The sequence below is a fragment of the Ignavibacteriota bacterium genome, from assembly GCA_016707525.1.
Taxonomy (GTDB): domain Bacteria; phylum Bacteroidota; class Ignavibacteria; order UBA10030; family UBA6906; genus JAGDMK01.
In genome coordinates this window covers 120006-132113 of record JADJHP010000004.1, presented here as the reverse complement: position 1 = coordinate 132113, position 12108 = coordinate 120006, and the positions used below count along the sequence as shown (strand labels likewise).

The 12108-nt window shown below is 60.8% G+C and carries 6 protein-coding genes; 4 read left to right on the top strand and 2 right to left on the bottom strand.

Features of this window, described 5'->3' with window-relative positions; genetic code table 11:
• Positions 1-16 precede the first annotated feature (16 nt).
• Positions 17-685 (bottom strand): DUF1211 domain-containing protein, encoded by a 669-nt coding sequence (locus IPI01_08500; GenBank protein ID MBK7257825.1) that lies wholly within the window; start codon positions 683-685, stop codon positions 17-19.
• A 268-nt stretch (positions 686-953) separates the two neighbouring features.
• Between IPI01_08500 and IPI01_08495 the strand changes: the two genes are divergently transcribed.
• From IPI01_08495 to IPI01_08485, 3 genes are all read left to right on the top strand, one after another.
• A complete protein-coding gene (locus IPI01_08495; protein MBK7257824.1) occupies positions 954-3608 on the top strand; it encodes a family 78 glycoside hydrolase catalytic domain in 2655 nt (884 codons plus the stop codon).
• 22 nt (positions 3609-3630) lie between these two features.
• On the top strand, positions 3631-5529 hold the full coding sequence (locus IPI01_08490; GenBank protein ID MBK7257823.1) for an HAD family hydrolase: 1899 nt from the start codon (positions 3631-3633) through the stop codon (positions 5527-5529).
• 124 nt (positions 5530-5653) lie between these two features.
• The gene (locus IPI01_08485; GenBank protein MBK7257822.1) at positions 5654-7069 is read left to right on the top strand and encodes a phospholipase; all 1416 of its coding nucleotides are present in this window, start codon (positions 5654-5656) and stop codon (positions 7067-7069) included.
• 21 nt (positions 7070-7090) lie between these two features.
• Here IPI01_08485 and IPI01_08480 read toward each other — a convergent pair whose 3' ends face one another.
• Positions 7091-10096 carry an immunoglobulin domain-containing protein gene (locus IPI01_08480; GenBank protein ID MBK7257821.1) on the bottom strand — a complete coding sequence of 1002 codons (3006 nt, stop codon included), beginning with the start codon at positions 10094-10096 and terminating at the stop codon, positions 7091-7093.
• Between the two features lie 250 nt (positions 10097-10346).
• Between IPI01_08480 and IPI01_08475 the strand changes: the two genes are divergently transcribed.
• Positions 10347-11987 carry a C69 family dipeptidase gene (locus IPI01_08475; GenBank protein ID MBK7257820.1) on the top strand — a complete coding sequence of 547 codons (1641 nt, stop codon included), beginning with the start codon at positions 10347-10349 and terminating at the stop codon, positions 11985-11987.
• Positions 11988-12108 lie beyond the last annotated feature (121 nt).

The window sequence follows — 12108 nt, the reverse complement described above, 5'->3', positions numbered from 1 at the left end:
CTGGAAATGCAACCGCTCAGTCGGTGGGCCCGTTCGCTGCGGGCGTATTGAATCTCTTTGCCACCTTCAGGAATGCCGGTGTCAGGATCGGAAAATACCGTGCGGCGTAGGGATTGATGAATGCGACCACGATGGTGAGCCCGAACACCAGGGAAACAACGAAAGCGCGTTGCTTGGCTTGCCGCACAACCGATTGCGGCAGCGATGGGTCGGCGACACCATTGGCAGGGTTCCCGACATAGCGCCAGAGGAAGAAGAGCATGACACCCGAGAAGCAGACATTGGCAACGTAAATGATCAGCGGGGTCTTGAGGTGGATCGTCGATGGAATGGAGTACTCTCCAAAGATGCCCGTGCTGAATGGCATCAGCACGATCGACACCAGGAACAGCATGTTCAGCCAGATAAGCTTCGGGGTGTAATCGATGACGAATCCGAAAAGAAAATGATGGCGGGTCCAGTACATCCCGATCAGCATGAAGCTGACAAAGAAGCCGGCGAACTTCGGGATCAGATGTGCGACGTACGAGAGGATCGCAGCCTCGGACGCCTCCTCCCCGTGGAATTCCGGGACCTTGATCTCAATAATAAGGAGGGTGATGGCTATCGCGAACACGGCGTCGGTGAACAGGATGAGACGTTCGAGCTGGAACTCCTTGCGGGACTCCGGGTGGACATTGGTCATGGATGAGGTCGCTCTCCGGTTGGGGTCTGACAGCCGTGGGAATCTGCAATACTACGGCTTTTGTCCTCCATGCGCAAGGGCTTGCAAGTCCTGAGTTTCGTGAGTACGTTAAAGAATGTTCCCGCGTTTCCTCCATGAAACCATCCGGAAAGGGCCTCCTGTGACCCGGCGTCATCTGCTTGGGATCGCGACTGCGGTCTGTTTCCTTCCACTATTCCCGGTACTCATGATCTCCTCCACTCCGTCTTCAACCATGATGATCACTGACATGATGTGTGAGCACCTGCGCGATCCGCAGGGCATCGATGCCGTCACCCCTCGCCTGAGCTGGGTCCTCTCCTCCGCCACTCGTGGCCAGGTCCAGAGCGCCTTCCAGGTCCTCGTGGCCACGACGCCGGCCCTTCTCGAACAAGGCAACGGCGATCTCTGGAACTCCGGCAAGGTTCCGTCCGATCGTTCCATCCTCGTTCCCTACGCCGGTTCCCCGCTCCGATCGGGGGTACAATGCTACTGGAAAGTGCGCGTATGGGACCGGGAAGGGAAGGAGAGTGCATGGAGCAGGACCGCCACGTGGTCGATGGGCCTTCTTGATCCCCAGGACTGGAAGGGCTCATGGATCGGGTTGGAGAACGGCGTTGATTCGTCGGAAAGCAGACGAGTGCCAGCGCGCTGGCTGCGGAGAGATTTCACGCTCAAAGCAAACGTCCGGCGGGCCGTGGTGTACCTGGCAGGACTCGGACTTTCCGAATTGTACTGCAATGGTGAGAAGATCGGTGATGACGTCCTTTCTCCGGCGTTGAGCGATTACACCAAACGGGTGTACTACGTCACGCACGACGTGACGCCCCTTCTTCGGAACGGCAGCAATGCCCTTGGCGTCGTCCTGGGCAACGGCCGGTTCTTTGCGCCGCGGTCGAAAGTGCCCGTGGATATGATCTCGTACGGCTCTCCGAAGATGCGCCTGCACATGCAGGTGGAGTACGCCGATGGATCGGTGGAGAGCATAGTGTCTGACGGTATCTGGCAATTGACGACCGACGGTCCGATCCGGGCGAACAATGAATATGACGGTGAGGAATACGACGCGCGGATGGAATTGGACGGCTGGGCCTCTCCCGGGTATGCCGCTGCAACGTGGCGTCCGGCCGAGATCGTGGCCGCACCTGCCGGTCTCCTGCGCGCCCAGATGATCAACCCGATCAGGGTCACGCAGACCCTCACACCCGTTTCCATGCGGGAGATCGCGCCCGGCACGTTCATCTATGATATGGGGCAGAATCTGGTGGGGTGGTGCAGGTTGTTCGTGCATGGACCGCGTGGCACGACGGTGACGCTGCGGCACGCCGAGACGCTTATGCCGGACGGAAAGCTTTCCATGGCCAACCTGCGTACGGCGAAGGTGACGGATACCTATACGCTGTGCGGCATAGGCAAGGAGGTGTACGAGCCCCGGTTCACGTATCATGGTTTCCGCTACGTGGAGCTTACCGGATACCCCGGGATGCCCGACCTCTCGACGATCCAGGGCCGGGTGGTGCATGACGATCTCGCGTCCGCGGGGACCTTCGCGACCTCCGATCCGGTCATCAACCGTATCTACAGCAATATCGTCTGGGGCGTGCGTGGCAACTACCGCAGCATCCCGACCGACTGTCCGCAACGTGATGAACGGCACGGTTGGATGGGCGACCGCTCATCGGAATCCCAGGGCGCGACGTACATCTATGATATTGCCGCGTTCTATGCGAAGTGGGTGCAGGACATGGAGGATGCCCAGCGCGAGAGCGGGAGTGTCAGTGATCTCTGTCCGGCGTACTGGCCGCTGTACAACGACAATGCCACCTGGGCGGGGTGCACGGTCATGGTTCCGCATGCGTTGCTCCTGCAATACGCGGACTCCGGCCTCATCCGGCGCCACTACGGCAGCATGGTCCGGTGGGTCGATCATATGAGTACGTTTGTGACGGACGACATCATGCCGAAGGATACCTACGGCGATTGGTGCGTACCGCCGGAGGACGCGAAGTTGATCCACTCCGAGGACCCGATGCGCAAGACCCCCGGAGAGCTCCTCGGTACCGCGTTCTTCTATCATGAGCTCTGCCTCATGGCAGGATTCGCCGAGACGGCAGGGAATGCGCAGGATGCAACCCGGTTCAACGCGCTTGCCGCGCGTCTGAAGAAAGGATTTCATGCGAAGTTCTTTGACGCCGGCCATGGGTACTATGCCAACGGGTCGCAGACATCCTGCGTGATCCCCCTCGCCTTCGGGCTTGTGCCCGACGAGCACATAAGCACCGTGTTCGCACGGCTCGTTCACAAGATCACGGATGAGACCGAAGGGCATGTGGGTACCGGACTCGTTGGCGCCCAGTGGCTGAACCGGGTGCTGACGCAGAATGGCAGGGTTGACCTCGTGCACAGGTTTGTAACGAATACGACCTATCCGAGTTGGGGGTACATGGCGGGGAATGGGGCAACGACGATCTGGGAACTGTGGAACGGGGACACCGCCGATCCCGGCATGAACTCGGGCAATCACGTGATGCTTGTCGGCGACCTGGTGATATGGCTGTATGAGAACCTGGCCGGCATTGCGTCGGACCCAGCAGCGCCGGGTTTCAAACATCTCGTCATGAAGCCGACGCCGGTGGCCGGCCTCACCACCGTGCACGCGACGCACCGTACCCCGTTTGGTGAAGCCGTCAGCGGGTGGTCGCAGCAGAACAAGGTGTTCACCTGGGATGTGACGGTGCCCGTGAACACGACGGCGACGCTGTATATCCCCCGCGCACAGGGGACACGGGTCTTTGAAGGCCACCTGCCTCTTGCCGCGGTGAAGGATGTTCGCGTCCTCCGGGAAGAGCAGGACCGGCTCGTGTGCACGGTTGGCTCCGGTTCCTATACATTCCTCGTTCGATGAACACCGGTGGAAGGGTGATGGTGTGAACACTACAGAACTTGCGGGACTGCTGGAGCGCGTGAGGGGCGGACGCGTTGGGATCCTCGGTGATTTCTGTCTGGATGCCTATCTTCTCATCGACCCGGCAGCGTCCGAGGCGTCAGTGGAGACGGGACTCGCGACCCGGCCCGTGCGCACGCAGCGGTATTCGCTTGGCGGTGCGGGGAACGTTGCCGCCAATCTCCTCGCGATGGGGGTCCGGCACCTCGCGGTGTTCGGGGTGGCCGGCAACGATCCGTTCGGCGTGGAAATGCGCTCATTGCTCGTTGGTCTGGGTGCAGACACCTCCGGACTCCTTGTGCAACGGGAGGGGTGGGACACGCATGTGTACATGAAGCCCTATGAGCGCCAGAAGGAACAGCACCGGCTCGACTTCGGCAATTTCAATGTGTTGCATCCGTCTACCCGGCATCAGTTGTTGCACGCCGTGGAGGAGGCGCTGCCGGCACTGGATATCCTCATCGTGAACCAGCAGGTCCTGAGTGGGATCCACACACCGGATGTTCGCGATGCGTTGCGCGCAATGATCGCCGGGCACGCCGGAGTGCGCGTGATCGTGGATGCACGGCACTATCCGGATGCGTACGGGAGCGCGATGCGCAAGATCAATCTTGCCGAGGCAACGAGGGTGCTGCGGGGAGGGACGGCTGACCCCGGCGGGGAAGATGATGGAACGATCGCCGGGATCGCGGAAGAGCTGTATACCAGGTGGCAGCAGCCTCTCTTCCTCACACGTGGGGAGCGTGGTGTGTGCGTCTGCGATGACCAGGGCTTCCGGTCTATCCCCGGACTCCTGATCCTCGGCCCGGTGGATACGGTGGGAGCAGGGGACAGTATGCTTGCGGGGATCGCCGCTGGCCTCGCAGCGGGAGCAGATCCATTCCGCGCAGCGGAACTCGGGACCCTGGTGGCAGGTGTGACCGTTCAGAAGCTTCTGCAGACCGGGACGGCGACACCGGAGGAGATCCTCGCGCTAGGTGCCGATCCGGACTTCCGGTATTATCCGGACCGTGCCCGCCGTCCGCGTACCCCGGCCGCAGCAGATGGGATGGACGTGGAGATCATCTCCGGCCTTCCTGTCGGGCGCGCGTTCACGCATGTGATCTTCGATCACGATGGGACCATCTCCACCCTCCGGCAGGGCTGGGAGAGCATCATGGAACCGATGATGATCGGGGCGATCATCGGCGGGCAGGCAGATGCGGCCGATTCTGCCCTGCAGGATGAGATCAGGGATGCAGTAAGAGGATACATCGACCAGACGACAGGGATACAGACGCTCGTTCAGATGAAAGGCCTCGTTGCGCTCGTGCGCAGGTTCAAATGCGTACCTGAAGCATCCATTCTCGATGAATACGGGTACAAGCAACTGTACAACCGCCAGCTCCTCGCCCTCGTCGAAGGCCGCGTGGAGAAACTCAAACGCGGCGAGCTTCACCTCTCCGACCTGACCGTCAAGAAAGCCGTGGACCTTCTTCGTGCCCTGGCAGGGAAAGGCATTCATCTGTACCTTGCGAGCGGCACAGACCAGACCGACGTGGACCGTGAGGCGGACATGCTTGGCTACCGGGCCCTGTTCGGCGGCAGGATCTACGGGGCCGTCGGGGATGTGACGAAGGAGGCCAAGCGCATGGTGCTGGAACGCATCATGAACAGCATCGGGGAGGACGCGCAGGCGCATATCCTCATGTTCGGCGATGGTCCTGTGGAGATGCGGGAGACGCACAAGCGCGGGGGGTATGCCGTGGGAGTGGCGAGCGATGAAGTCCGGCGCTATGGATGGAATGAAGCGAAGCGCCGCCGGTTGATCGAGGCGGGGGCAGACATCATCATTCCGGATTTCTCTCAACTTGAACGGGTCTTCCCTCTGTTATTTCCCTGAGACCTTCGGCCCACGGCTACCAGATGACGTTCTGCCGGCTGACGATCCTGCCCATCCTTGATTCTGGTGCGGGAGAATCCTACCTTCGCTGACGACCGCATCCTCCACCAATCATGGAAATCCTATGGCATTCTTCCGCCATGCCGGACTGTTCTTCATCCTCCTCGCCGCAGGAGTGATCTCCGCATCTGCCGCCCCTGTCCCCCAGCTCACGCGTGAACAGGAACAATGGGTCGCGCAGGGGAACCGGCACGACCGCGACGGCTGGATCTATCTCCGTATCGCAGGGGAACCACGGGTGCGCGGGTTCCAGTACGGCTATCTTCTTGCCCGCGAGATCGATTCCTCGCTGCATGAGGTCCGCAGACAGTGGGAATACGAAAGTGGCATGTCGTGGGAATGGCTGCTGGCCGAAGGAGGCCGGATACTGGATGGGAAGGTCGACCAGGAACTGCTCGCGGAGATCGCGGGCATTGCAGAAGGCCTTCGTGCTGCGGGTGTCCGGACGGACAAGGCCGAGATGCTCGTCTACAATGCCAATATCGAACTCACCGGGTACTGGTGGCCTGAGGTGAAGGACTCGATCGGGGCGCGGTCGCCTGACAAACCGAAGATGGGCTGCAGTAGTTTCATCGCGACCGGGAGTTGGACGAAGGATGGGGGGATCGTGCTCGGACACAACACGATGTCGGGGTACGTCGAGGCCGACTGCAATATCATCCTCGACATCGTTCCTGCGAAAGGACACCGCATCCTGATGCAGGGTGTGCCGGGCTGGATCCACAGCGGCACCGATTTCTTCATCACGGATGCCGGGCTTGTCGGGTCAGAAACGACGATCGGCGGGTTTTCGGGGTTCGAGCCTTCCGGTGTCCCGGAGTTCGCCCGGATGCGCCTCGCGACGCAGTATGCATCTTCGATCGACGAATGGTGTGCGATCATGACGAAGGGCAACAATGGTGGCTACGCGAACGGCTGGCTGATCGGGGATGTGAAGACGAATGAGATCGCACGGCTCGAACTTGGACTCAAGAATGTCGGCTTCGAGCGAACGAAAGACGGATTCTACGTCGGGTCGAACCTCGTCGAGAACCGGCAGATCCTCCGCCTCGAAACGGACATCCGGGAGACCGATATCCGTGTCTCCGATGTGGCGCGCCGCGTGCGCTGGAAGCAGTTGATGCGGGAGAACCGGGGAAAGATCGACGTCGCACTCGGGAAGGCGTTCGAGTCGGACCATTACGATACCTATCTTCAACAGGAGCGGCTCGGGAGCCGATCGCTGTGCGCGCATTGGGAGTATGATACCACCGATCCGACATCGGCACCTTTCGATCCGTCCGGGACCGTGGATGCGAAAGTGGTCGATACGCGGATGGCCAGGGAGATGAAGTTCGCCGCACGCTGGGGTTCGGCATGCGGGACGCCCTTCGATGCCCGCCAGTTCCTGGCACTGCATCCTCAGTTCGACTGGATGGACGGATTGCTGAGGAGCCGCGGTGAACATCCCTGGACCGTCTTCACGGCAGGCGAGAAATGAACAGGTGAATGCGGATCCCTCTCAGGGGATGCCGGCCACGCGGCCGATATTGCCGCGGGTCAGCGAGAGATCAGATGCCGTCACCGTCCCATCCATGTTACAGTCGGCATCCAGGTACGCCGGGCCTGACGGCATCGCCTGGCGCACGCGGGCCAGATCGGTCGCCCCGATGCCCCGATTTCGATCCACACTTCCCCCGATCATCGCGAATTTGCCGCATGTGAGCGATACGGCGCTACCGCCGTATGACTGCGATGCTGCGCTACGGAAGTCGTAGGTCACAGCCGCCGAGTCCATTGCGATGGGGACCGCCGACATGGAGGGGAGGTGGTTCCTGTGACGGACCACGATGTAGTAGTTCCCTGACGTCAGTCCTTCAAACCTCAGGGGCGATATGCCGTCGATCTCAGTGACGGCTCCATTCCTCATGACCAACCCCGCATGCCGCGCCCGGACGGTCGAATCCGCCGTCCCTCCACGAAGTTCCACCAGTACCCAGTCCACCGCGGCCGGTGGCGCCACATCAAGCGAGTCGCCCTCCGCATCCGTGTAACCCATGGCGCAGAACGGCTGTGCATGGGGCAGGAGGCCATGGTCGCAGAGATCTGTTCGCATCGAGTCTGTGGCCATCGCACCCTCCAGAAAGAGATGAACCGCCAGGAGGACGAACGGGGGTGGTGAAGGTTCCTTGATCACATGAAGGACGACCGTGGCGCTCGTGTCTCTGCCAAACCCGTTGCTCGCGATGCACCGGAACTGCGCGCCGCTGTCGGCGCGGGTCACGCCTGAGAGGGTGAACGTTGTGCTGGTCCCACCGGGAGTATCGACACCATTCCGCTGCCATCGGTACGACAACGGTGCGGCACCTGCAACCTCAACCGAAAATGAGGCCTCTCCACCCTCATAGACGGTCACCGTTGACGGGTCGGTCGTGATGCTGGGCGCTGTGAGGATGTCCGTTCCGTCCTCGCCGACGATCGGCGCATGCGTATTCATGAAATAGTCGACCTGCGAGGTGAATGCAGGCGCAGACGCTCCGGCGTTACCCGCCCATGGGCCGACGCGGCGGACATGCATCGGATGTGTGAATGATGTCGCCGTGGTCCAGGTGCTCCCATCTGCGGAGTACATCCCCGTCCAGGTGTCCCCGATCCGACCAACCCGGAGATAGGAGGGGGCCTGTAGCGTGAGTGGGACGTTTGCCTGTTCCGTCGGGACCCCTTCCGAGAATGTGGCGGCAAAGAACACCAGGTCCGGTGCGTCGTAGACCAGGTCGAACCGGATGAAGTTCGCGCTGTCCTCCTCGAAGACCACTCCCTGCGTCTGGATCGAGGAGGTCATGGCGCCGTCGAATTTCACAACGATGGAGAGATCGCCATCTGCAGTTGCCTGCATCACCCGCGGCGCATTGTTGGTGCCGGCCCAGAGATCGTGCGCCGTTCCCGCGGGGAGTGCGATCACCAGGCGGGCATCGTCGGTCCCTCCTCCCGTCACGCCAATGGTCGCATCGTCCAGGGGGTTCACCACATCCCAAAGCAATGTGTCCAGCCCGACGGCATTGAAATCATCGGACACGATACCGCTCCCCGAGCCGGTGGGGATCACGCTCAGTATCGCCGGCGCACTGGTGTCGGCGCCATACGGATTCTGGACGATGCACCGGAAGGAGGCACCGCTGTCAGCCCGGATGACGCTGCTCAGGGTCAACGTGCTTGCCGTCGCACCGGCCAGATCGACATCGTCCCGTTGCCACTGAAAGGCCAGGGGTTCGCTCCCGGTGGCGAGGCATCTGAACAGAACATCTGAGCCTTCATCGGCCCACTGTGACGTCGGGTTCGTGGTGATGACCGGCGGGGCCGATGGCCAGTGGGTGATCCCCACGGTGGAATCGCCCATCAACCGGTACACATAGAGGTGGCCGAAGGTCGTGTACCAGATATTCTTCCGATCACTGATGTGGCTGAGGTGATCGGCGAAGAATTCGCTGTAGATCTCTCCTGAGGGGACAAGCGTGTAGGGATGGAGGAGGAGATGATAGATGCCGTGCGTCGACAGGCGCTGATCGAAGGCCGCATTCAATTCGACGGGATCGGTGGAACCCCAGGGCGAACCCATTTCCATGGTGGTCCCATCATACGGGAATCGTTCCATCAGCGTGTCCCACGGAGTGAAGTCGCCGTTCTGGAAGTTGACCACACGGCAGTTGAGGTACCCGGCGCGGGTCACCGTTGTCTCGATCTCCGCACTTGTTTCCCCGAAGGGAACAAGGAAACTGTACACGTACTCTGTTTCCCCTTTGCGGAACTGCGCGGGCATGGTCAGGTTATCGAGCAGGTCGAGCCTCGACCCCGCAACCTGGTTTTCAATGTCCTCGTATGGCCAGCGGCTATGCGTGCGGGTGTGGGATGCAGCTTCGGCACCTCCGGCGTCCAATTCTGCCTGGATATGGGCCCATGTGCTCTCCGTGGTCTCTCCGGTGATGACAGCGGTCGTATAGGGGAGGTGATAGGAACGGAGGATGGATGCCACCCGCGTGAACATCGAATCCGTGTAATCCTTCCAATCGTCGGTCGAGACGACGACAGCGGCGTCGCGGTTATCATAGTAGCGCGCAACTCCGGCGAATGCCGTCGGGACCCCTTCTCCGCCCTGTTCGCTGATGCGGATATGGATGTCGTCACTCGAGGCAGAGAACGTTGTGGAAACGTACGCGGTATGCGTCGCTTCATCGAATCGGACCGCATCGATGCCATTGAAGTGGTCGTCCGGATCCTTTGCGGGAAGAAGTGTCCACCCTGAAGTGGAGTCGTGCCGGACATATGCCTGAAGGTCGTCGTGCCCGGCGCCGTAGGTGATGATGTACGTGATCGGGTAGGATATACCGAAGCGTTGATGCAGGACCGGGTCGACGCTGATGATCAGGTCATGGTTCGTCGTCGAGCGGACAGTCAGGCGGGTGCCAGCTGCGGTGATGGTGAATCCTGCGGCGAGAAGGATGACCACCCCTATGGTCTTGAATGTTCTCATGACTCCCCCCTGCGAGCCAACGGTGATGACGTGCACGTAGCGCGGTCTGTGTGTGCAGGTGGATGGATCGATCGAATCCCGAAGACCGGGATGTCCGGATACCTGCATACAGAAGGTACGCGACGGTTGCGGGATTGTCAAACGGCCTGTGATGCACATCACCTCCGGCGCGCTGCGTTGTTCCTTGCCTGCCAAATCCCTATATTCCAATCACCTACAACGATCTCCTCTTCCATCAAGGAACTCCGGTATGCTTCGACGCAGCACGATGGCCGCGATCACTGCTCTTGCGTTGTGCGTTGCCACGCCTGATGCACGTGCCTGTACCAATATTCTCGTCACGAAGGGTGCATCAAAGGACGGGAGTACGATGATCACCTATGCCGCTGATTCACACACCTTGTACGGCGAGCTGTACTTCCATCCGGCGGCGACCTACGCCGCTGGTACGATACTGGATATCGTGGATTGGGACGGCGGAACGTTTCGTGGACGGATCCCGCAGGCCGCGCACACCTACGCGGTGGTCGGCAATATGAATGAGTATCAGGTCTCCATCGGCGAGACCACTTTCGGAGGCCGGCCCGAACTTGCGGACTCCACCGGGGTCATTGATTACGGCAGCCTCATGTACATCGCTCTCCAGCGTTCACGCTCTGCGCGCGAGGCCATCCATGTGATGACCACGCTCGTTGCGCAGTACGGCTACGGGAGTTCCGGGGAGTCGTTCTCCATCAGCGATGCCCGCGAGGTCTGGATCCTGGAGATGATAGGCAAGGGGCCGGGCAAGACCGGCGCTGTGTGGGTCGCGCGCCGGATACCGGACGGCAGCATCTCCGGACACGCGAATCATGCACGTATCACGACCTTCCCGCTGAAGGACACACTGAATTGCCTGTACGCGCCAGATGTCATCTCCGTCGCCCGTGAGCGTGGCTTCTTCTCGGGGAAGGATGCGGAGTTCAGTTTCTCCGACACGTATGCGCCGCTCGACTTCGAAGCGGCGCGCTTCTGCGAAGCCCGGGTGTGGGCGGTGTTCAACAGGGTTGCGGCCGGAATGGACAGGTATCTGGAGTACGCACGCGGTACGGATCTCGCCAACCGGATGCCGCTGTGGATCACCCCCGACCGGAAGGTGGACGTGCACGATGTCATGGAATTGATGCGTGATTACTACCAGGGGACGGAATTCGACATGAGCAAAGATGCCGGCGCGGGGCCATTCGGTTGCCCCTACCGCTGGCGCCCGCTGACGTGGACGGTGGATTCGCTGCAGTACCTGAACGAACGTGCTATCGCGACTCAGCAGACCGGCTTTTCCTTCGTCGCCCAGGGCCGGTCGTGGCTGCCGGATCACATTGGCGGCATCCTCTGGTTCGGGGTGGATGATATCTATCATACGGTGTACACGCCGATGTACTGCAGCATGACCGCAGTGCCACATGCATTTGAGGTTGGTAATGGCGCCATGATGGAATACTCCGACAGCGCCGCGTTCTGGGTGTTCAATCAGGTGGCGAACCTCTCGTACACGCGGTTCAACCTTATCAGTGCGGATGTCCGCACACGGCAGGCGGAACTCGAGCAGAAGTACATGGCGCTGGTCCCGGCCATCGACAAGGCGGCGCTTGAGCTCACGAAAACGAGCAAGAGTGCTGCCGTGCAATTTCTGACCGATTTTTCTGTTGCCCGGGGCCAGGCCACGTTCACCGCGTGGAAGGAACTCTATCGGACCCTGTTCGTGAAATACATGGATGGGAACGTGAAGTCCAGGGTGACCGGACAGGTGAATCCGAAGGTCGTGCAGCCGGGGTACAGCGTGGAGTGGAAAAGGAGAGTGATCCAGGATGCCGGCGGCAAGTTGCGTGTGCCGGCGGGTACATCGCATTAAGGGTTCGACAGAGGCTCCCGGGACGTTCCGGGAGCCTCTGTCGTTGTGCCCTATGCTTCGCTCGGTACCAGCTCTGTGGTGTCCGTTCGCGCCGGCAGGAAGATCCATAAGAGGATGCACG

Bases quoted from the DNA above. Each gene is read 5' to 3' on its own strand.
- IPI01_08500 (MBK7257825.1), bottom strand. From the start codon at position 685: ATGACCAATGTCCACCCGGAGTCCCGCAAGGAGTTCCAGCTCGAACGT.
- IPI01_08495 (MBK7257824.1), top strand. From the start codon at position 954: ATGATGTGTGAGCACCTGCGCGATCCGCAGGGCATCGATGCCGTCACC.
- IPI01_08475 (MBK7257820.1), top strand. From the start codon at position 10,347: ATGCTTCGACGCAGCACGATGGCCGCGATCACTGCTCTTGCGTTGTGC.
- IPI01_08485 (MBK7257822.1), top strand. From the start codon at position 5,654: ATGGCATTCTTCCGCCATGCCGGACTGTTCTTCATCCTCCTCGCCGCA.
- IPI01_08480 (MBK7257821.1), bottom strand. From the start codon at position 10,096: ATGAGAACATTCAAGACCATAGGGGTGGTCATCCTTCTCGCCGCAGGA.